Origin of the sequence: Pedobacter sp. MR2016-24 (assembly GCF_026239655.1) — a bacterium.
GTDB lineage: Bacteria > Bacteroidota > Bacteroidia > Sphingobacteriales > Sphingobacteriaceae > Pedobacter.
Genome location: NZ_JAPIVO010000003.1, coordinates 489,280 through 511,599, shown reverse-complemented (window position 1 = coordinate 511,599; position 22,320 = coordinate 489,280). Strand labels below are relative to the sequence as shown.

General features: G+C 45.1%; 14 protein-coding genes. 4 read left to right on the top strand and 10 right to left on the bottom strand.

All coding sequences use genetic code 11. The features are described 5' to 3' along the window. Positions 1–68: 68 nt before the first annotated feature. The gene (locus tag OQX62_RS09990; RefSeq protein ID WP_265831350.1) at positions 69–1,838 is read right to left on the bottom strand and encodes a sigma-54 interaction domain-containing protein; all 1,770 of its coding nucleotides are present in this window, start codon (positions 1,836–1,838) and stop codon (positions 69–71) included. A 351-nt stretch (positions 1,839–2,189) separates the two neighbouring features. Between OQX62_RS09990 and OQX62_RS09985 the strand changes: the two genes are divergently transcribed. From OQX62_RS09985 to OQX62_RS09975, 3 genes are read left to right on the top strand one after another with little or no spacing between them, the layout of a single operon-like run. After that, the gene (locus tag OQX62_RS09985) at positions 2,190–2,801 is read left to right on the top strand and encodes a DUF1275 family protein (protein ID WP_265831349.1); all 612 of its coding nucleotides are present in this window, start codon (positions 2,190–2,192) and stop codon (positions 2,799–2,801) included. A gap of 4 nt (positions 2,802–2,805) precedes the next feature. Then, entirely contained in the window at positions 2,806–5,109 is a 2,304-nt protein-coding gene (locus OQX62_RS09980) for a sensor histidine kinase (protein ID WP_265831348.1), read from the top strand. Positions 5,110–5,150: 41 nt separating this feature from the next. Next, positions 5,151–7,091 (top strand): sigma 54-interacting response regulator, encoded by a 1,941-nt coding sequence (locus tag OQX62_RS09975; RefSeq protein WP_265831347.1) that lies wholly within the window; start codon positions 5,151–5,153, stop codon positions 7,089–7,091. A gap of 7 nt (positions 7,092–7,098) precedes the next feature. Here OQX62_RS09975 and OQX62_RS09970 read toward each other — a convergent pair whose 3' ends face one another. Further along, complete coding sequence (locus OQX62_RS09970; RefSeq protein ID WP_265831346.1) at positions 7,099–8,709, bottom strand: Na+/H+ antiporter; 1,611 nt, start codon at positions 8,707–8,709, stop codon at positions 7,099–7,101. A 265-nt stretch (positions 8,710–8,974) separates the two neighbouring features. Here OQX62_RS09970 and OQX62_RS09965 point away from each other — a divergent pair, with 265 nt between their 5' ends. Continuing rightward, a complete protein-coding gene (locus OQX62_RS09965) occupies positions 8,975–10,705 on the top strand; it encodes an ATP-binding protein (RefSeq protein WP_265831345.1) in 1,731 nt (576 codons plus the stop codon). A 52-nt stretch (positions 10,706–10,757) separates the two neighbouring features. Here OQX62_RS09965 and OQX62_RS09960 read toward each other — a convergent pair whose 3' ends face one another. From OQX62_RS09960 to OQX62_RS09925, 8 genes are all read right to left on the bottom strand, one after another. Continuing rightward, the gene (locus tag OQX62_RS09960; RefSeq protein WP_265831344.1) at positions 10,758–11,321 is read right to left on the bottom strand and encodes a TlpA disulfide reductase family protein; all 564 of its coding nucleotides are present in this window, start codon (positions 11,319–11,321) and stop codon (positions 10,758–10,760) included. Positions 11,322–11,323: 2 nt separating this feature from the next. Continuing rightward, complete coding sequence (locus OQX62_RS09955) at positions 11,324–12,475, bottom strand: redoxin domain-containing protein (RefSeq protein ID WP_265831343.1); 1,152 nt, start codon at positions 12,473–12,475, stop codon at positions 11,324–11,326. A gap of 16 nt (positions 12,476–12,491) precedes the next feature. Next, positions 12,492–13,955, bottom strand: coding sequence for a RagB/SusD family nutrient uptake outer membrane protein (locus tag OQX62_RS09950; protein ID WP_265831342.1), 1,464 nt, complete (start codon positions 13,953–13,955; stop codon positions 12,492–12,494). An 11-nt stretch (positions 13,956–13,966) separates the two neighbouring features. Beyond that, entirely contained in the window at positions 13,967–17,557 is a 3,591-nt protein-coding gene (locus OQX62_RS09945; RefSeq protein WP_265831341.1) for a SusC/RagA family TonB-linked outer membrane protein, read from the bottom strand. 164 nt (positions 17,558–17,721) lie between these two features. Next, positions 17,722–18,852 carry a FecR family protein gene (locus OQX62_RS09940; RefSeq protein WP_265831340.1) on the bottom strand — a complete coding sequence of 377 codons (1,131 nt, stop codon included), beginning with the start codon at positions 18,850–18,852 and terminating at the stop codon, positions 17,722–17,724. A gap of 165 nt (positions 18,853–19,017) precedes the next feature. Further along, positions 19,018–19,602: an RNA polymerase sigma factor gene (locus OQX62_RS09935; RefSeq protein ID WP_265831339.1), complete on the bottom strand. Its 585-nt coding sequence runs from the start codon at positions 19,600–19,602 to the stop codon at positions 19,018–19,020. A gap of 73 nt (positions 19,603–19,675) precedes the next feature. Beyond that, entirely contained in the window at positions 19,676–21,265 is a 1,590-nt protein-coding gene (locus OQX62_RS09930; RefSeq protein ID WP_265831338.1) for an MFS transporter, read from the bottom strand. Next, the gene (locus OQX62_RS09925) at positions 21,265–22,320 is read right to left on the bottom strand and encodes an HlyD family secretion protein (protein ID WP_265831337.1); all 1,056 of its coding nucleotides are present in this window, start codon (positions 22,318–22,320) and stop codon (positions 21,265–21,267) included. Before OQX62_RS09925 ends, OQX62_RS09930 begins: the two co-directional genes overlap by 1 nt.

Genomic DNA, 22,320 nt, shown 5'->3' with positions numbered 1-22,320 from the left:
ATTTGCTTTTTTAAAATTGCGCTGCTTACGCTATAGCGTGATTTTACGAATTGCTGTGAACTGAATTCCTAAAAATGCTTTTTATTGAGGCCCAGTCTTTTTATTTTTGAGTTGAGCGTGGTAGGAGGGACGCCGAGTAATTTAGCAGCGCCGTCGCTTCCTGAAATACGGCCTTTGCAGAGCTGCAGCACAGCAAAAATATGGTCGCGCTCATTTTCGTCGATAGTTTTTATTTTTTGTATTGTACCTTCTTTATCAATGATGGTTTTAACCACCTCCGGGATATTGATTTCGCTGATCACTGGTTTTGTACTCAACAAAACCTGCCTTTCAATCAGGTGTTCCATCTCTCTCACATTCCCGGGCCATTGGTAATCCCGCATCTGCCTGATCGCACGGCGTGTAAAACCAGTCAGCTTTTTACCACCATATTTATGTAGGAAAAAGGAAGCCAGCAGGGGGATATCTTCTGTCCGCTCCCGCAATGGAGGCAGCTGGATCGGAAAAACATTCAGGCGGTAATAAAGGTCTCGCCTGAAACGTCCCTGTTCCACTTCAGTTAACAAATCGCGGTTGGTGGCCGAGATAATCCTGACATCAGTTTTGATCAGGGTTTTACCGCCTACACGTTCTATTTCTTTTTCCTGTAAAACCCTCAGTAGTTTTACCTGCAGGTCCAGTGGTAATTCACCGATTTCATCCAGGAACAAAGTGCTGTGGTCTGCCAGTTCGAACTTCCCGATCCGCCTGTCGGTCGCCCCTGTAAAGGATCCCTTCTCATGCCCAAACAATTCACTCTCTATCAGGTTTGCGGGAATAGCGGCACAGTTCACATTGATCATCGTATGATTTTTCCTTACCGACCTTTCGTGAATGGCTTTCGCAATCAGCTCTTTCCCGGTACCGGTTTCACCAAGAATCAGCACTGTAGATTCCGATCCGGCTACCTGGTCCATCAGTGCAAACACTTTTTGCATACCCGCACCGGCTCCTATAATTTCAGGGTAAGCAGATGCTGGCAAACTTGCTTCCCCGGGATGTAGAGACTCATCATCAAGTTGTGTTTGATAGGCATAGATTTCATCCAGCTGAAATTTTATCTTTTCATAAGCCTTGGGGAAGAGTATTGCCGCAGCGCTTACAAATTCGCGGAGGGTATCTATATCTTGAATGCTGCCCAGCTTTTCGTTTAATGCTGCTAATGGCGTGTTATTAAATTCCGGGGTTTCACTCTCATTTGCCTCTTTGCTGTCAGCCTCAGTGATGATCAGCTCATTTTCCGCTGCATGTGTTTGCTGTAAACAGATAATCTCAGCAAGGAAATCTGCGATGCTATTGCAGAAGGTTAAACATTCGGTGCTTAATTCTCTTTCGTTATTATGCAGTTCAAGCGTACCGAGAATGTTATTCTCAATTTCCAGCGGGATATAACAATGGTATTTATACTGTGTTTCATTGTTCACTAAACAATGATTCATCTCTTCTTCTTCGATCCATTCTTCCATGGATTTTATTACTGGGTAAGAAAATTCCGCAATACTTTTCTGTATGGTATTGAGTTCAGCATGCTGACTGATAATTTCCGTATCAATTTGTTCAGTATCGCCGTTATAGGTAGAGATATAAGCTTCTTTGATGCCATTGCGTTGCGCATCATAGATTAAGATTATGCCACAGTCTATAGAAAACAGGGGATGGAGCTTTTTAAAAAATATAGCGAAAAGACTCCTTAACAGAATAGCGCTGTTAAGGGTAGTGCCAGAAGGATGTGCTGCCGCATGATTTGCTGTTGCAGGTAGGTTAATATCGGAAAAGGCAGATTCGGATATGTTGCTCATAAAATCATTATTTGTCAGGATTGCTAATGGTCACAAATATGATTAATTTATTATTTTTTCAAACCTGACCGGGCAATTTTCTGAATGATTCCGGGGGAAAAGCAGGAGCAGAACCCCGGTTTTTATTGTCTTAGTTTAAAGATGTTCCGAATTCAGTGCTTCATTCTGTCATGGGGTAACTCATTTTAAGGATGGAGGGAATAATCTTTAACCCTTGAAATCTAATATTTACTACGCTGGATTCGTAAATTGACGATATATCATCAATTTAGTGTTGGGTTTATTTGTTTAAACAGTTGTTTTACAGTGTATTATGTGCTGGTATTGTTGTTGACAATATGGGCTTATATCATGAGAATACCAATTAAACCAGGCACGTGGACATTTTTATTACTATCATTCACGGTAGGGTATGGTGATACGATCACATTTTTTACGTCAGGTTTTTTCTCTGCGCATGTTTTAGCCAACGTCATATTTTCTGCGTATCAGATGCTGCATGATGGTGTTCTTAAAGGTTTTTTATCGCTTTTATCCATTCCGGTTTATCTTGGTGCATTGCTGAGTGCAAGACAGCTATTCAAATCCAGGTCAGGAGGAACGGATCTGATTAAAGCTGGTGGCATCATGCTGATCGTAAGTGGCTTACTTTCGGCTGTGCTGACTGCGACAGATATATTGACGAGCCAGATCGTATGCCTTTTTATCGCTTTTTTAGTTGTAGTCGCCATGGGGATGATCAGCGCCGCAAAATATAATACAAACCCTGCATTGCTCATGGGCGACAGCCTGGTACCCGCTTTTTGGTCGCAGGCCAGAAAGCTTAAAAACCACGGTGCCTTCTTGGTACTGGCCGGTTTTACTGCAGGTTGTTTAGCTGGCGCTGCGGCAGGTAACTTCGTCGGCCTCAGCGGAGTAATCTTACCTGGAGTGCTGCTGTTTTTATTTACCATGAATGATTAAGGAGATGAAACAACTCATAGCTACGATCCTGCTATTTTGCGGCTTGTCGTCTGCTTTCTCTCAAACAGCAAATGAACAGGCTCAATTGCGTCAGGGCAGGAAAAATTTGAGCACCGCAGTAGCAGACACGGCAAAGGTCTCCGCCATGTTGCATTTAGGGAATCAGTTTTTGTCCTTTGCTGAGTCGCAACCGGCTTTTATAGATAGTGCCGCGCTGTACATCGGCAGGGCAGAACAATTGAGTACAACGGTAAAATTTGGAGAAGGACTGGCGCATAGCTGGCTGTCGCGCGCCGCCATGCTGCATGCAAAAAATGAGCTGAAAGGGTCAGACTTATACGCAGAGAAAGTCATCAGCCGCTACCGTAGTCAGCCGTCTGATAAACTGCTGGCTGGCGGATACGTACAGCTGGGGGATAATCTTCCTGACGAAGAAAAGATGTCTGACAGGAAAATTGCTTATTATAAAAATGCCATAGCTATCTATGATAAGACGGGTGATCGACGGGCAAAAGCGGCAGTACTGATTAAGCTGGGCAATATCTATTTAATGGGTGGACAGTATCAGACGATGATTGACCTGCTGAATGATGCCCGGAGATTATACGATTCGCTGAACTATCCCGAAAAAGAGATGGATCTGGAATGGCTGTATGAGCGTTTTGAATATGCTTATCTGGGGAAAGATAACTATACAGAAGCTTTAAAATATGCCCTGCAATCGGTCAGGATCATCGAAAAATACAAAGATGTTTCTTTAAAGGCTTTTCGTATTTATAATAATGTGGCTTTGCTGAACAGCCTGCTGAAGAGGTATGATACGCAATTGTATTTTTTGAATAAAGCTTTACCGATCGCGCGTAAATATGAGGCGCAGCAAAATGACTCTACCATGGTTGCGCAGGTATTGGGCAATATGGTGGTGTCTAAAATTGCACAGGGCAAACCGGCAGAAGCACTTGGCTATCTGCGGAAAATAGGCAACCGCTATCCGCATACGAACCTGGGCTGGAGGCATTTCATAAATAAATACTATTTGCAGGCCTATACTGAAAACCGTCAGTTTGATCAGGCTGCACGCTATTACCAGCTGGTGGTGAAACAAACGGCTGAGCTCCCTGAATTTCATGCGCATCAGATTACCAATTACAATGCGATCATTAAGTATTTAACGGCTACCAGACAATTCGGTGCGGCGGACAAATACCTGAAATTTAATGATACGGCCTGCCGGAAAAACAGCCAGGTAGATCTGCTGGCGAGAAATTACCTGGACTGGTTTCATGTAGATTCGCTTAAGGGCGATTTTAAGACGGCGATTCAGCATTTCCAGTTGTCGAAAGTCATCACGGATTCACTGGTGAATACCAAAAAGGCTTCGCAGCTGGCAGATTTGCAGGTAGCTTACCAGACGGAGAAAAAGGATGAAGAAATCCGGCTCAATGCACAGAAAATATTACTGTTAAACAAACAGGCACAGTACCAGCATGTAAGTCTGCTGCATGAAAAAACGATCAGGCATGTCGCTTTTGCCGGTCTGGCGATGCTGTTGTTACTGCTGGGGGTGAGTTATAACCGCTACCGGCTTAAACAGCGCACCAATATTCAGCTGAAAGCACAGCAGGAGCGCATCAATGCGGCGAATGGGTCAATGCGACAACTAAATGATTCCCTGCAAACCTTATTGAGGGAAAAGGAATGGCTGCTGAAGGAAATTCACCACAGGGTGAAAAATAACCTGCAGATTGTGATCAGCCTGCTCAATACCCAGTCGGCCTATCTGGATAACCAGTACGCACTGGATGCGATCAGGAACAGTCAGCACAGGATGCATGCCATGTCGCTCATCCACCAAAAATTGTATCAGTCGGACAACATGGCTACGATAGACATGTCGGTTTATATCCGGGAGCTGGTAGAATACCTGGGCGAGAGTTTCAAACAGGAAAAAAGTGCAGTGATGCGTCTCAATATCAGTCCGGTCAAACTGGATGTATCCCAGGCCGTTCCCCTCGGACTGATCCTGAATGAAGCGATCAGTAACTCAATTAAATATGCTTTCACAGAAAATAACAGGGGACAGATTGATATTGTCCTGGAGCAGATAGAAGAGGAAAAGTACCTGCTGTGCATCGCTGACAATGGAAAAGGATTGCCGGAAGGATTTGATCCCTACAATACCAGTTCGCTGGGGATGAGTCTGATGCAGGGACTGAGTCAGCAGCTGGATGGCGATTTTCAACTGGAGAATAAAAATGGACTCAGGGTGTGTGTCACCTTCAAAGTCGTGGAGTTTACTAACTTATAAAATGTATTTGCCTGGATGATTCCAGGTGTCAGGAGGAAGAAATGGAAGAAAATATATTAATAGTTGAAGATGAGTTTATCGTAGCAAATGATTTAAGGATCATGCTGCAGAAGGCGGGTTACAAAGTTTGTGGTATTGCGCCATCCGTGGCCAAGGCGCTGGACCTGATTAAGACTAAAAGTCCCGACTGGATTCTGCTGGATATTTTTCTGCAGGGTACTAAAACGGGGATCGACCTGGCGGGGCAGCTGACTGAAATGGGCATACCTTTCATCTATATTTCTGCCAATACCAACCAGGGGATTCTGGAAGCTGCAAAAGCTACGCAGCCTTATGGTTTCCTGGTGAAGCCCTTCCGGGAAAAGGATTTGCTGGTGATGCTGGATATTGCCTTGTACAGGCATAAACAAAGCAAAAAGTTCAATCAGCCAAAAGAATTATCCCTCCCCGAACAGATCGCACAAATTGCGGGAAAGGAAGACAGCAGGGAAGAAAAGCTGAAACAGGTGGCAACTGCCCTGCAGGGAATTATTCCATTCGATTGTCTGAGTATCGCCACAAACGAAACCTCAGTAGAGGCAGATCAGGTCTATCTGATCAATAGCAGCGTCAATATTTTCCAGCTGTTAACGCTCAAAGAGGTGCTGGAAGTGATGGGCGTTTCACAAAGGGATTATACCTCCTGGAAATCATCACCGGCAGAATTTAAAAACCAGTTTTATAACAACTTTGATTTTCGCCGTTTAAAGATGGACAGTTTATGGTTAAAGGCTTTGAGCGACCATTATAAGTACCAGTCTGCCTTAAGCTTCGATCTCCGTTCAGATGATGGGTACCTGTTTAAATTCACCTTTTTAAGTACCGGTCCGGACAGTTACAATAAACTACAACTGGATCTGCTGCAAAAGAATGAGGCCGCGCTTAAACAACTGATCAGCGCAATCCTTTTAAAAAAAGATCCTGAAGTAAAGCAGGTACATCCCCGGCGAATTGCAGTTTTACCCCGGGCAGCAGCCGGAGAGCAACAAAGTTTCAATGGGATTATCGGTCAGAGTCCGCTGTTAAAGGCCGTCTTCAATAAGATTACGCTTGTGGCACCGGATGAAACCTCAGTGCTCATTATGGGAGAAAGCGGAACAGGTAAAGAACGGATTGCACAGACGATTCATACTTTATCACCGCGTAAGAATAAACCGATGATCACTGTGAACTGTGCGGCATTGCCGATTAACCTGATCGAATCAGAGCTCTTTGGCCATGAGCGTGGTGCCTTTACCGGAGCTACAGAAAAACGGATTGGTAAGTTTGAACAAGCCGATGGCGGTACCATTTTCCTGGATGAGATCGGTGAGCTGCCCCTGGAGGCCCAGGTGAAACTGTTGCGTGTATTACAGGAGAGAGAAATTGAACGTCTGGGCGGTAATTATACCAAAAAGGTGAATGTGCGGATCATCGCTGCCACCAACCGGAAACTGGAGAAGGAAGTGGCGGAAGGCCGTTTCAGACTTGATCTGTATTACAGGCTCAACGTTTTTCCGATAGAACTTCCGGCACTCAGACAAAGGAAGGAAGATATTCCCTTGCTGGCGAATTACTTTTTAGACCGTTTCGTGAAAAAATCGAACAGGGCGATCACAGTGATCAGTGATGAGGCCATGCAGACCCTGATGGAGTACGACTGGGCGGGAAATATCCGCGAGCTGGAACATTTGATTGAGCGCAGTTTACTGATGGCTACGGATGGGGTGATCGATTATATGGAGATTCCTGTTATTCCTTCCTCACGACCAGTGCAGACTACCGAAGGAAGCCGTATCCGTACCATGGAAGAAATGGAAAGGGAGCACATCCTGGAAATCTTAAAAATCTGTAAAGGCAAAGTATTTGGTGAGGGCGGGGCGGCAGAACTGCTGAATATTCCAGCTACCACCCTTTACTCCAAAATTAAAAAACTAGGTATCAGATATGAATTTGTAAAATAAGTGCTGGTTATTGCCCGCCAGATATTCTGAGCTCGGCAATATCCACCTGCATTTCTTCCTTACGGATAGATTCATCTGAATAGACCTTTCCCTTGCGTAAATGGTATAACTCTACGCGCTGTACGCGGTAAATGTCTTTCAGCACACGTTTGTATACCTGTAGTTCTTTTTGGTCCCGCTCTGCACAATCCATACAATCCAGTTTCAGGTGATTGTGTTTAATGTGGTTTTCAAGATCTACCTTCACACCCAGCAGCAGCGCATTTTGTTCCAGCTCTGCCTGGTGTTTCTGCTCCAGCTGCTCCAGTGCTACTTTGGTTAAACGTAAACGTATTTCTGTTTCCTGCTGTTCTTCAGGTACCATAGGATCAATTTCACCGATCTTCAGCGCTTTGATGATGAAGGGTAAAGTCAGGCCCTGGAACACCAGCGTCACGAGTATCACCACAAAGGTGATAAAGATAATCAGGTTCCTTTCCGGCAGCGGCTGTCCGTTATCCAGGGTCAGTGGTAATGACAGTGCCGCAGCAAGGGAAACCACACCGCGCATCCCGGCCCAGCCAATCACAAAAGAACCTTTCCAGCCCGGATGGGCCTCATTTTTACGTACGCTTTTGAATAACCAGCGCGGAATAAAGGTACCCGGGTAAATCCAGATCATCCGGATGGCAATCACCAGCGCGCTCACCAGCAATCCGTATTTCCAGGCTTCAGCAAGAGAATAACCTTCCAGTCCCGCCACAATAGCGGGCAGTTCGAGCCCAATCATCACGAATACCAGTCCGTTCAGGATAATGGAGAGGGTAGACCAGACATTAAGTGTTTGCAGCCTGCTTTGTCCGTCCGCAAAAATCTCATGCGAGCGGTAAGAAAGGAACAGTCCCCCGCTCACCACAGCCATTACACCAGAAAAGTGAAATTCTTCTGCGGCCAGGTACATCAGGTATGGAGAAATTAAGGTGAAAGCGGAATCTATACTCGCTGTAGTGGGTAAAAACCGATGAATCAAATAAATGACATGCGCAACAGCAAGTCCGACAACGATCCCCATTACGGTTACCGTTACAAAGCTGATGGAAGCTTCCCGGAATGAAAAACCACCTGCAGCTACAATGGCCGCCAGGGCAAAACGAAATACGGTTAAACTGGAAGCATCATTAACCAGGCTTTCCCCCTCAAGAATGGTAATAATTCGTTTGGGAACACGGATGTTCTTTAATACCGCCGTTGCCGCAATCGCATCTGGCGGAGAAATAATCCCTCCCAGCAAAAAGCCGGTGGCCAGTGTAAATCCCGGAATAAAACTGGATACGGTATAGGCCACCACCGTAGAGGTGAAAAACACCAGTCCGAATGCCAGCAGTGAAATAGGACGTTTCCATTTCCAGAACTCATTCCATGAGGTCCACCATGCAGCTTCATACAATAATGGCGGCAGGAAAATCAGGAAGATCAGATCGGGTTCTATATGAATTTCGGGCATTCCGGGGATAATACTGATCACCAGTCCTGCCAGCACCAGAAATATAGGATAGGCGATTTTTAACCGGCGTGCGAGTAAGATCAGGAGGAATGCTGCGGAAAGCAGGAGTAAATATTGAAGTAGCGTATAATGCATATCTAAATTAAATGGCTGCGGGATAAATTTCAGGTATTTGCACAATTTGAATACCAGTAGTTAAGGTATTGATTTTAAGATTGCTGCGCAATAGCAGTGTAAAAGGAATTTATGATATGTCGTGAATTTACGTAAGACTGTCATCCTAAATCGTTTTTTTCATAAACCATTGCTTGCAGCAGCTTTGAGCTGCATTTGATCCTTTTATAAAAAGCTTTATCTTTACCCGGATTGCAGGATAACGAATAGCTATTAATTTAACCAAATGCCCAATTTCTCCTTCCGCAAATTAAGTACATCTTTCCCCCGTTTTACGGGTACATTAATCCAGAAGGCGCAGTTACATTTGTTCTATCTGATGCTCGGTGCCAATGTATTTAAGGGGCTTATTTATCTTTGGGATGCCATCTCAAATCATCATGGTGACGGCAGTATGCGTGCAATCCGTCTCATCATCAGTTCTTTATTCATGATTGTGCTGCTGCGCAGGTTCCCGAAAATTATCAAATGGGGCATACACTATGCGATTATTGCGACTATTATGCATGTGTATTACCGGGTATTTAATCAGCAGGTAGGTACAGATATTGTCACCTGCCAGGCCATCTACATGGTAGTTATCTCCGGATTTTATGGTCTGAATAAAAAGTGGGGGACAATTTATACGGTGCTGGCGTCGGCTGCAGTGATCTTGTGCCATTATATCAGTTTCCGTTTCACTGGTCTTCAGTTACTGCCGCAAGGTCTGAACGACCTCTACATTGTGATCAATTTCCTGGTTATCTTATTCTCCCATTATTATTTTCACGGCGTCCTGTATTCTACGATAGCGCAGAAGGAAATGCTCAATGATGAACTTGCGGAAGCTGCTGTGGCCAAAAGCAACTTCCTCTCCATGATGTCGCACGAACTCAGGACACCCTTAAATTCTGTAATAGGCATTTCAACTTTACTGGCAAATAACAATACTAATCCAACACAAAAAGAACAGTTACAGGGGCTGAAATTTTCGGCCGAAGGACTCTTATCGCTGGTCAGCAATATTCTGGATATCAACAAACTTGAATCCGGTAAGCTGGAACTGGAAAGCGTGGTCTTTAACCTGGATACACTGCTGCATGGAATCAGCAGTGGGATGAGGAGTATTGCCAATGAGAAATCAGTCGGACTGGTACTGGTAGTGGACGAACAGCTCAGGAAAAAGGAATTTTTAGGCGATCCTACGCGTTTAAGCCAGGTGATGTACAATCTTGTGGGTAATGCTATCAAATTTACTGCAGTGGGAGAAGTGATGATTACTGCGCGCTTGGTGGCGCACAATGCAGCCGCTTATACCATCAGGCTAACAGTGAAGGATACCGGAATAGGTTTAAGCCAGAGCCAGCAGGACAAAATCTTTGAACCTTTCGTTCAGGCATCGAGCAGCACCGCCCGGAAATATGGGGGCACAGGTTTGGGACTGAGTATTGTCAAAGAACTGGTCAGTATGTTTGGCAGCGAAATAAAGGTGAACAGTGCTCCGGAAAAGGGGAGTAGTTTTTATTTTGATATGACCCTGCAGGAAGCCCCCGCAGCACAGCTAAACAGCGAAACTGAGACAGACGATCCTATGGCTTTGAGTCAGCTGAAGGTATTAGTGGCAGAAGATAATGTGATGAATATATTTTTTATGCGTCAGCTTTTCAAACAATGGAATATGGAAGCGGATATCGTTGAAAACGGGGAGCAGGTAATTGATGCCCTGATGCGGGAGAACTATGACCTGATCCTGATGGATATGCATATGCCCGTGATGGACGGGGTTGAAGCCACAAAAGCAATCCGGCTGCTGAATGATACAGAAAAAGCGAAGATCCATATTATTGCGCTTACAGGTTCGGTTTCTGATGATATTCAAACCAGGGTGAAGGAATGCGGAATGGATGACTATCTCGCTAAGCCCTTTCAGCTGCATGACCTGAAAAATAAACTGCTTGCCCTGGTCAGCTATAAATAAGTCGCCCGCAACTTGCTGCTACGGGCGACTCATGAATTATCCCAACCTCAGCTTAGTCTTTTTTACTGACGAGTGCTTTCGCCGCATCTATCGTGAATTGATGGTCTACTAAAAGCTGCAGTACTTTCTCATTCAGCATATATGGCGTAGTTTGCCACATCAGCTTATTGCCCTGGATAATAAAGGTTTGCGGAATGCCATTTACGCCTGCACCCTTTACCCAGCGCTGTTCAAATTCATTGCCTTCCGCACCTGCGAAAGCCACATTGATATGCGCCAGTTCAGCTTTGGCTTTTACAAAATTCACCACTTTTTCGCGGTCATATTCCATCACATCCTGTGCGATAAATACCACGCCTTTATCTTTAAACTTTTCATTCAGTTCAGCGATATGCGGCATCGCAGCAATACAGGGAACACACCAGGTGGCCCAGAGTTCAACGATATAGGTTTTGTCGGGGTCAAATGTGGTAATAGGTCCGCCTTTCAACCATTCTACTGCCGGGTAGCTGCTCAATTCTTCACCTGTATCCGGGAAGTCCGGGATCCTTGTGGTCTGTGCATATAATCCTGCTGCAGATAAGTGCAGCAGGATAATCAGGGCTATTTTCTTCATTTTTATTTGATTAGTTTTTCCAGTTTTGAACCCAGTTCATTGTCATTTAAATTGATACGGTCCGTTGCAAATTTGCCATCCTGCCCAATAAAGTAAGCAGAAGGTAAATGCGTTCCGCTATAGATACCATATGCTTTTGCAGTCGTGCCCATATCCTTACGCGAACTTTTTTCCGCTATGGCGTTGAGATTGATCCAATTGGGGAACTCAGCAGCAGCTGCGCTGCGCCATGTGGAATCATCATCATAACTGATGCCTACAATCACTGTATTTTTATCTTTTAGTCTTTTTTCTGTGCGGCGCATATATAAACTGAATGTTTCAAAAGGGACAAACCAGCGGTTCCAGAAGACCAGTAAAACATTTTTACCTTTGAAATCTGCTAAGGAAACTGTTTTACCACTCAAATCTTTCAGGCTAAAACCGGGAGCAACTTTACCAGTGCTCAGCAAATCCGCTTTTGCAAGCTTTTCAGCCATCAGTTTTCCTTCTTCTGTATTTCTGATACGCTTACTGAAACGCTCAAACTCAGTGCGCCATTCTGGTCGCGCATAACCTTTGGTATGTTTACTTCTCCAGATGTCAAAAGCAACATAACTGTCGGGATGCTGACGGATAAAGGTACTGTCGATTTGCTGCGCCTGTTTCAGCAGGTCACCTATTTTAGCCTGTACAGGTTTCATCGCTTCCGTATTCTTGTCCTGATATAAAGGACGCATCTCCTCACTTAAAACCGCCAGCTGTGCATTCAGCGGTTTGTAGAAGGCATCACGCACCAGGTAATCGGCCTGTGTTTTACCGCCTCTGATCAATGCCTCTTTTAATCCTCCGGAGCTTTTTACCGTCATTTTTCCATCGATAAAAAATTTGGCCTGCTCGGCAGGCTTTACCTTGTCGGGAGTAACATAGCCTCGTACCGGATTCAGGTCTAATGTTGCATAAACCGGATCCCCGAAAGTACCGCTGAATTTAAATTTTCCATTGGTTACGGTCGCTGAATCACGTACATATTCACCTTTTTGATCATAATCGAGGGTGATAAATCCTTGTTTATCAGCACTAAGCTGACCTTCAATGGTAAATGGATGTTGTGCCTTCGCCAGGCCGGCTATCGCCGTAAATGCCAGGCAAAATATAGTTGTTGTCGTTTTCATTTTGTGTGTATTTGTATTAAGGGTTATTAGGCATGTCAGGATTAGAGATCATGATATGATAAGGCAGGCGCATCGTTAAACGTTCTCTTCTCAACGTATAAGTCGTTGCCGCTCCATCCGTATCATATAGCGTATGCGTATAGGTTTTAGGCGTGAGGAGTGGATCCACCGCTTCGCGGCGCATATCAAACCAGCGGTAACCTTCTGCCGCAAACTCACGTTCGCGTTCATCAAAGATGAAACTCAGCAATGCACGCTGTGAACCGGCAGATGTAGCTGGAACCGCGGAAATAGTCGCTGGCATTCTCGCATTGCGTAAAATCATCAGGTCTGCTACCGCTCCGCTCAGGTCATTGAGCCTAACTTTACACTCCGCACGCAGCAGGTAAAGTTCCGAAAGCTGCAGGCCGAACTTGGTATATTGTACACCTATTTTGGAGAGTCTGCCGGATGGATTGGTCTCCTGGTAAGGGAACTGTGCGGCATAAAAATTCAGCCTCAGATCACCTTTGTCAAAGAGGTTATGCGTCTTCTCAGAAAGCACGATGAAATCATTACCGTAACCGTTACCACTGTAGGAACTGTTGTAAAATGATTTGGCTACAATAGACTCTGTCACATCGAGGTAGTTAATACCAGGCGAATTAGACGGACCGCTGCTGGTTACCGGATCAAACTTGCCGCCCGGGGCAAATTCAGTATTATAATTGTATAGTCTTGCAGGTATTGCAGCCGCTGCATTGTCGGCCAGCGACTCATTAAACAATTGCAAGGCTTCCGTATTGCGGTCGCTAAACAGGTAAACCTTGGCCAATAAACCTTTGGCAGCCGATCGGTTAAAGTGTATTGCACTTTCGCTGGTCAGGGGTAAGTTGGCAATAGCGCTTTTAAAATCAGCTTCAATGAAATCATAAACTTCCTGCACTGTTGCGCGGGTAAATTTCTGAACAGTCACATCTGCTGTTTTGATGATAGGGAAGGCCAGATCTGTACCTGCAGATGCTTTGGTATAAGATTTACCGAAGAAGTTCACAAACTGGAAGTACAACCAGGCTCTTGTAGCATAAGCTTCGCCCAGGACCGTTGCTTTTTGCTGCGCAGTGCCTTTGGTAGATTCGCTTACTTCGTTGATCACCTTGTTCAACGTATACAAGTTGGCCAGAAAAAGGCCTTGCGTCCAGTCAATATCGCCAGATTGGAAAATATCATCGTCCCATCTGAAAGCTTTCTGTGAAGGGGCTATGGCTCTGCTGAAAAATGTTCCTTCAGCCGCGACATCGTCGCCCATCAATACCTGTCCCTGCCAGCCTCCGGCAAAGTCATATGCAAAAAAGCGTTTATCATTCAGCAGCAGCCGATAGTCTTCCGTAGTTTCAGCCACTTGCTGTGATTGCGGTACCAGATTGAGGAAATCCTTTTTACAAGCTGACGTACTGAGGCTAATTATGGTGATTATAGTAATTATAGTTTTGTTATTCATGACAATGGAGGTTAAAAAGTAACGTTTACACCTAAAGTTAAAGGATGAGAAAATGCAGGAATAGAACGGGTACCTACACTAAATGTCTGGTATTCAGGATCGATATCGTATTTATTCGCTTTCCATAACATGAAATTGCCGGTCTGCATATATATCCGCGCCGCATCCAGGTGGATGGCGCGCAGCAAACGCGCAGTGAAATCATACGAAAGCGTAATGTCGCGCAGTTTGATATAAGATGAACTGACCACATTGATATCCGCAAAAGTATAATACTGCGTATTACGGCGGTTGGTAGAGATACCCGCATTGGCTACGTATGAAGGGATATCTGTAAAGGCTTCATCGCCTGGTTTTTTCCAGCGCAAATCAAAGTCCTCATTCAGGTTACCCGCAAAGCCGGAAGCATTCTGACCCGCGCGACCATAGTAAAAAGTATTCACGTCTCTTCTCATTACCCCACCCAGGTTATAAATCATATTTGCAGTAAGGGAGATGTTTTTATAACGGAAAGTATTGCTCAAACCACCATTGAATTTAGGCTGTGTCGTACCCATATAAACCAGGTCATCTGCAGTAGCGGCATCAACCTCTTTGGTGATACTGCCATCCGCCAGTCTGATTTGAGGATCACCCATATTATCCAGTCCCATATAATGGTAAGCAAACAGGGGAGAACTGGTATAACCTACCACCTGAGCTGCATTGAGACGGAAAGATGCCGTGTTTTGTGAAGCATCAAGTGCGGAATAGGTCACCAGTTTGTTTTGGTTATAGCTGAATACAAAATTACTCGTCCAGCTAAATGCAGCGCTTTGGATGTTCATTGAACGTAAAGTAACTTCTATACCTTTATTGGTGATATTACCTACGTTACCGGAAATGTTATCCGAACCCGTAAGCGGGTTTGTCGGCAATTTTCCCAGCAAGTCGGTGGTATTTTTTGAATAGTAATCAATACTTCCGTTTAAACGACCAGCCAGCAGGCCAAAGTCGATCCCTGTATTGAAAGAATGTGTACTTTCCCAGCTCAGTTTATTGTTTTGAGGGGAAGTGATATATAGTGAATTACCATAAGTATTGTTGATCTCCGTTGCTAAGATATCCTGTAGTGCACCTGCTTTCAGGTAAGGTGAATTTCCTGTAATACCATAGGTGACACGCAATCCGAGATTGTCTATCCAGGTATGCGATTTCATAAAATCTTCTCTGGTGATCAGCCATTTACCACCAAAACTATAAGCAGGTTTTTTCTGTGACGAGCTGTTGGTTGCGAACAGGTTACTGAAATCTCTTCTGATACTGGCATCAAGGATATATTTTCCCTCAAAGCTATAGTTCATCAAACCAAAATAAGAACGGTACCGCTGGCGCTCATAAAGCTCCACAAAAGGCCGCTCGTTAAATACACTTCTGAAAGAACCTACCGCACCAAATACACCTTGCGCCAGGGTGTTGTAATCCAGCAGACTGTAAGTGGTCAGATCCCTGTTATACCCACGTACAGTAGTGGTTTCCGAATTACGGTATTGCTCCTGAACTTCCTGTCCGGCCTGCAGATTCAGCTCATCTTTGCCACCGCGCAGCTGGGTATGGTACATCAGTTGGTTACGGACAGTCCAGTTGTAGCTGTTATAATTGATCGTAGCATATTTACCACCAGTGCCGGGCAGGTAATAAACCGGCGTTGCGCCTGGTACCCGTGCCACGGTGAAATTCAGCAATTCTCGACGCATATCATAAATACCGGCATCGTCGTATTGCAAAGAGGTTCCCGGCGATTTCTGGTAACCGTAGGTGCCGTTAAAGCTCAGGCCTTTTATAATTTTAACGTTTAAATCTGCCGAAGTATTAAGTGTTAACATATTGCTTTTGGTATCACCCATGTACATATCGTCCAGCGGACTATAATCGAGGTTAATACGACTTCTGGACTGATAATCTGCGACCGTTGCGGGTGAAAGGCCTTTTATGTAGTTTAGGTTCAGGTTATTGCCTGCAGCATCCTGAAATAATTGATAAGGAAGAAAATCGGGGCCTACGGTAACAGGTCTGACATTCCGGGTAATATTGTTGCTGAGTATGGTATTGATCGATAGTCTGATAGATTTAGTAGGGTTGATGATTTGGTTCAGGGTAATACGGTAGGTATTATCTGAACTGCCGACCTGACTGCCGTAATTTTTTAGGTAAGACAGGGAGCTGTAAAAATTGTAAAACTGCGTTCCGCCAGAGGCTGAAAGGGTTTGATTGGTGGTGAAAGCATTACGGTACCACAAATCTTTGATCTGCTGCTGGTTATCGATTCCTGCCAGGCTGTCCAGACTGCTATTGGCTTGTGCAGCCGTGACCAAGCCCCTGCTCTGGTTGTATAAAATGGTTTCGTGCGGTGCAACAACGGATTGGGATAAGGAATTGTAAGGGAAAACCACCGGATCGAAAGTTTCCCGGGCTGCCTTGATATACTGACTGCTGTTCATGTAGCGGCCGTAACTGAAGTCAGGTTTACCCTGGGTAGTGATATAACCCGTGTAGTTGAACTTGATTTTCTCTTCTGCGCGACCAGTTTTGGTAGTGATCACGATCACCCCGTTTGCTGCACGTGCTCCCCAGATGGCTGCCGCCGAAGCATCTTTTAAGATGGAGATGTCAGCAATATCGTCGGTATTCAACATGCTCAGGTTTTCTACCAGCACACCGTTAACCACATAAACCGGGTCGGTCGCCAGCAGCGCAGTACTCTTTCCACGGATAATGCTGACCTGGTTGCCGCCAAGTCCGAATCTGTTGGCTCCTCTTCCTTTACTGCCCGGGGTTACAGACATACCTGCAACCAGGCCTTCCATGCGGCTCACTACATCTGTGGTACCGGCACGCTCGTTGAAGATTTTCATATCCGGTTTACCAAAAGAACCTGTAGCCCGTTCCTTGTTGAGTTTCTGGTAACCTGTATTCACAATCACCACTTCTTTCATGTTCAGGTTAGCCATCGTCAGGTGTAAATTGATTTCCCCGCGACCAGTAATAGCAATCGTATCCGTCTGAAAACCAATGTAGGACACAATCAGGTTACCATTGGATGGAGGATCTTTCAGGAAAAAGATACCCATATTGTTGGTCACTGCAGTCTGGTCAAGACCGTCAATCCTTACAGATGCTCCGGGCAGGGGTTTGTTACTTTCATCGTAAACCACACCATGAAGGGTAGGATGGATCACAGTATAAGTCAGCGCTGCTTTTTTAGAGATCACGACCGACTTATCTCTGATGGAAAACTGCAGGGGCTGATTGTCAAAAATAGTGGTCAGTGCCCTTTCCAGCGGTACATTTTTAACGGTGATGGTCACCGGAGCTGCACCTTTCAGGGTAGAAGTCGTATACAGAAAGTCATAGCCTGTCTGCTTGCGCATTTTCTCCAGCACCGTACTGAGACGTGCGTTTTTTTCTGTCAGCGTTACTGTTTGTGCGGTAGCAGCGGTGCTGATCTGCATCATGCCGATAAACAGCAGTGCGACAGTAGTTTTGATCAGTCCGGTTAACTGCAAAGTGTTGGTTATACAGCTTCGCGGTGATACAATAATGTCTTTGTAAAATTTGTACATTTGTGAATAATGGGTTTTATGCATTTTTGCTGAGTTACAGTCGAATGTCACGGCTTAATGCGCTTACAATAGTTTAGTTGAATTATTTTAGGTGATCCTGATTATCTGCCATTCTGCCTCCACGCAGGATGGCTTTTTTTTCCGATCACGAAGGCGGGTGAGGCCTATGGTAAAACCGTGATCCTCCTTCCTTCGATTTTAAAGTGAATAATGCCTGTGCGTTCCAGCATGGTTAAAACCTGACTCAGGTTTTTGGAACGTGATATCGTACCATTAAAACCATCAACAGGTAATTTGCCGGAATAGCTTACCTCTATATCGTACCAGCGACTCAGTTGCGCCATGATATTTTCTATCTGTTCATCGTTGAAGCGAAAATAGCCATTTTTCCACGCGAGTACTTCTTCCAGGTCAGCTGCAGCTACAGTGATCCCTTTTGTGCCACTGTGACTTAAAGCCGCCTGTCCGGGTCTGACGAAAATTGTTTTCCGGTTACTGCTGATACCCACTAATCCTTCCTCCACCGTAGTTTTTATTCCATCTCCACCTGGGTAAGCGTTGATGTTGAAATGTGTACCCAAATCTTCAATCGTCTGATCAGCCACCTTTACTGTGAAAGGTTGTTTCGCATTGTGCACCACCTCGAAATAGACCTGCCCGCTTACTTCCACCATTCTTTTAGCGCCCTTAAAAGCCGAAGGATAACGCAGTGAAGAGGAGGCATCCAGTATCGCCAGCGTTCCATCCGGCAGTCTGATACTGAATTTTCCACCTTTAGGTGTGCTGAGGGTATTATAGGCACCATCAGTATCAGCCGAATTGTTATAAGCAATAGTTCCATCGCCTGTTTTCCGGACGGATTGATCGCCCGTAGGTAAAATGCCCTCGGCAGCATTCTCCAGGTCTATGGTTTTACCATTGGCCAGCGTCAGCAGCGCACGGTTGCTCCCGGCTTTGATTTCCTGTGCCTTTTTTGCAATTGTATTTTCTGGCTTATCCTGGCGATTATATAGCGTATAGATTCCTGCAATACTCAACATAAGCATGAGCGAGGCTGCCACTGCAGCATAGCGGGAGCGGTAAACAGGGATACGTTTAACCGTCTCCATTCCTGCGTTTGTACGAATCTGCTGGTAAAGCTGCGCTGCAAATTGCTGCTGGTTTAATTCCGAATGAACCCGTTGCTCACTGCTGTCGAAATGATTGTACCAGTCATCCAGTTCCTGTCTTTCGGCAGGAGTGATTTCGCCGGTCAGCAACTTATCGGAAAGATGATTTATTCTTTGCTCGTCCATTTTCTGTGCTTTGTATTGATATAGCTCCAAAAAATGAAGGTACCCCTACCATAAAAGTGATTTATTTTTAAAATTGTATCGAAAAAGAGATGAGATCCGGCCCGGAACAGACATTTCATTAGGAAAAAGGCCCGGGCGGCATACAGAAATACGGATATTTACGCGTTAAATCAGACCTTTCAGGATGAGCAGGAGGTAAAAATAGCGGCCGAACCTGCCTTTGATAACTTTTAAAGCAGTAGTGATGTGTTTTTCAACTGCTTTTTCACTGATATTCAGATCTGATGCAATTTGTTTATTGGAAAGTCCCTTTTTTCGGCTCATCACAAATACCAGCTGACATTTTTCAGGAAGGGAATTGACCGTTTGCAACAGCTCTTCCTCCAGAAGATGTAAATCGTAAAGATTTGAATCATTATGCGCAGCTCCTGTGGTCTGTGCAATGATATCCGACAGCACATTGTCTTTCCGGGACATAGCCGCCCGTTTTTTCAGTACTTCAAATTTTACTGCTCCGGCCAGGTAACTCTCAAAGCTGACTTTGATCTGTAAGGTATGCCGCCGCCGCCATAGGTTGACAAAGATATCCTGCACTGCTTCTTCTGCTTCATCTTCATCATTGAGTCTTTTTGCAGCAGTGTAAAATAACTTTTCCCAGAATTTATCGTAAAGGAATTTAAGCGCAGGTTCATTGTCAGACCTCAGAAGGTCAGCCAATTGCTGATCGGTAAAATCCTTATAGTCGGGCATGAACGGATGTGAAAGGTAAAGCGAATATAAGTATTTCTGGCTTTAATGTTCAAACAGCGATGCATATCATTCCTCAGACTGGTATATCCTTCACAGAATCGAGCATCGTCTTTTTGATCTGCAGTCGCGGTAAAATCGCCAGCGCAATAATTGTCAGTACCAGTAAAATGCTGACCAGCGTATAATAGTCGACCGCCGTTTTTAACAATGCCTGCTGGTCCAGTAAATTCTTAAGCAGATGCGTGGCACCCGTATGACTTGCATGCACATCGCTGCCATGACGTGAAAATACCTGAGCGAAAGATTGGAGCCGGCCCAGGGCAGCAGGATCCATGGCCGACAATTGATGCTGGAACCTGTCAAAATGTAAGCCGCTATCATACAGCTGGAAATAGTTGATGAGCGCTATACTGATAGTCGTGCCCAGTAAACGCATGGAAACTGCTGTAGCACCTGCCGTTGCACCCAGTTCCGCAGGTACGGAGGTCACCATGAAAACAATAATCGGCGTCAACAACATTCCTGTGCCCATGCCCTGTAACAGTAAAGGCAGGTAATACACGTCCGTATTTGCCTGTGGACTAAACAAAAAGATCATCCATATATAATGAACAAGCAAAATCGCGAAGCCAGCCATCCAGATCAGGTAAGAAGACCTTTTAAAGATCATCATTCGCGAAGAGATCAGTGTTCCCAATATGGCACCCAGCACATTAAACAGGAGTATCCTGCCCAGATGAGCAGGATCCATACCCAGCACCTGTGTAAAAAACAGCGTCGTGAAATTAAAAGCACCCCGCGCCAGGTATAAAATAAGTATCAGGCAGATGCCAGTACGGTAGCCCGGATATTTATAGATGTTAAGATTGAGATAGGGCCTTTTGAGGTGTTGCTGCCTGATGATATAAGTGATTATACTGATCACAAAAATCACCGACCCTTTTACAATGCGCATATCCGAAAACCAGTTCAACTGCTGTCCGTATACCAGCACATAGGTGAGCGAGAACAGCATGGTACAGTAAATCACAAAACTCTGCCATTCCAGCTGGTAGAGCGGAATCTTACGGTTCAGCCTTTGCCGCGCCATGATCAGCATCGCAAACAGTCCTCCCGGGATAAACGCATACATGACTAATAAATACAATTCATTGTAATTGGTGGTATCTAAAAATGGAGCAGCCAATAGGGTAGTCACAGGTGAAATGCACAGCAGGATGCAATAGACCACTGAATAACCAATTTCCCGCGCGCGCTCCGTTTGCAGGTGATTAAATATTAGTGAGATACAAATCGCCACCAGGCTGATATTGGCGATGCCCTGAAGAGAGCGGAAGATCAGCAGAACCGTCAGGTCCTTCGCACAATAAGCACCATAAGCGCTTAAGATTTCCATGATCAGACTGATCAGCATATAATCTTTCGTGACCAGGAAACTGGAGAAGCGGCGTTCCAGCGGAAAATAACCTACCAGTGCTGCATACAAAACAATCAGCGAGTAATTCGCATCATTTTGATCAATGCCATAAAAACCGCAGGCAGCGGTAACACTTACTGTCGAAATGGTAAACAGCAGTAAATTGGGCACCAGCAGCATAAATATGCAGATCCTGACGGCCCAGTGCGGTACCCATTCTTTGAACATTTTCGGAAGATGGATCATCAGGGTCTGATTACTTTAACAGTGGCATTCATTCCTGCACGAAGCAGCCCGGTACGGTTCTTTTGATCTGTAAATTTTACCTTAACAGGGATACGCTGTACGATTTTGACAAAATTACCTGTCGCGTTATCCGGGGGCAGCAGGGAAAAGCTGGAGCCTGTACCGGGTGATAAAGACAGAATTTCTCCGTGAAACACCTCATCAGGAAAGGCATCGGTTTCGATCAGTACCGGCTGACCAATTTTCATCTTTCCGATCTGCGTTTCCTTAAAATTAGCGATCACCCATTTATCTGCATCCTGGTTCACTATGTTGGCCAGCGTTTGGTTGGCTTGCACAAATTCTCCGTTTTGTATAGTGCGGCGACCCATTTTGCCTTTATAAGGCGCAATGATGGCCGTATAAGTAAGGTCCAGATTGGTTCTTTGCTGCACCGCATTCCGGCGCCTGATTTCGGCAGTTAAGCCTGATTTTTGCGCGCGGTAATCATCAATACGCGAGAGCGCAGCGCGGTAATTCCCTAAGGCCGACTCATAATCAGATCTTGCGATATCCAGCCCTTCTTTAGTTGTTTCTACCTGCTGGGCGGTGGCCGATTCTGCGGTAAAGAGCTTGCTGTAGCGGGAATAATCCTTTTCCTGTTTCGTTAAACGCGCACGTACCGCTGCAATCTGTGATTCACTTACCGCTGCCAGTCGCGTTGCCGTCACAATATTACTTTCCAGTACTTCCAGTTCTGCCCGTGCATTCGCTGTAGCTTCCGCAGATTCCAGTTCCTGCAGTTGAAACTGGCTCGGGTCAATCTTGATCAGTGTATCTCCTTTATTGACCACCTGGTTTTCTTCAAAGCGGACTTCCTTGACATATCCGCTTACACGCGTTACCACCGGATTGATATATTCCTGTACCTGCGCGTCATTCGTTTTTTCATAACGGAAACGGTCCCTCAAAATCCCTATCCCCATGATGATCAAAATCAGCAGAAGCCCTGCCGCAACCCAGGAAGTTACCCTGGTAATCATTTTGTCGGTTGTTGTATAATTTTGTGTCTTCAT

Coding starts and splice junctions, on each gene's coding strand:
- OQX62_RS09955 (WP_265831343.1), bottom strand. CDS start 12,475: ATGAAAACGACAACAACTATATTTTGCCTGGCATTTACGGCGATAGCC.
- OQX62_RS09940 (WP_265831340.1), bottom strand. CDS start 18,852: ATGGACGAGCAAAGAATAAATCATCTTTCCGATAAGTTGCTGACCGGC.
- OQX62_RS09925 (WP_265831337.1), bottom strand. CDS start 22,320: ATGAAGACACAAAATTATACAACAACCGACAAAATGATTACCAGGGTA.
- OQX62_RS09965 (WP_265831345.1), top strand. CDS start 8,975: ATGCCCAATTTCTCCTTCCGCAAATTAAGTACATCTTTCCCCCGTTTT.
- OQX62_RS09985 (WP_265831349.1), top strand. CDS start 2,190: ATGAGAATACCAATTAAACCAGGCACGTGGACATTTTTATTACTATCA.
- OQX62_RS09930 (WP_265831338.1), bottom strand. CDS start 21,265: ATGATCCATCTTCCGAAAATGTTCAAAGAATGGGTACCGCACTGGGCC.
- OQX62_RS09945 (WP_265831341.1), bottom strand. CDS start 17,557: ATGTACAAATTTTACAAAGACATTATTGTATCACCGCGAAGCTGTATA.
- OQX62_RS09980 (WP_265831348.1), top strand. CDS start 2,806: ATGAAACAACTCATAGCTACGATCCTGCTATTTTGCGGCTTGTCGTCT.
- OQX62_RS09975 (WP_265831347.1), top strand. CDS start 5,151: ATGGAAGAAAATATATTAATAGTTGAAGATGAGTTTATCGTAGCAAAT.
- OQX62_RS09950 (WP_265831342.1), bottom strand. CDS start 13,955: ATGAATAACAAAACTATAATTACTATAATCACCATAATTAGCCTCAGT.
- OQX62_RS09935 (WP_265831339.1), bottom strand. CDS start 19,602: ATGCCCGACTATAAGGATTTTACCGATCAGCAATTGGCTGACCTTCTG.
- OQX62_RS09960 (WP_265831344.1), bottom strand. CDS start 11,321: ATGAAGAAAATAGCCCTGATTATCCTGCTGCACTTATCTGCAGCAGGA.
- OQX62_RS09990 (WP_265831350.1), bottom strand. CDS start 1,838: ATGAGCAACATATCCGAATCTGCCTTTTCCGATATTAACCTACCTGCA.
- OQX62_RS09970 (WP_265831346.1), bottom strand. CDS start 8,709: ATGCATTATACGCTACTTCAATATTTACTCCTGCTTTCCGCAGCATTC.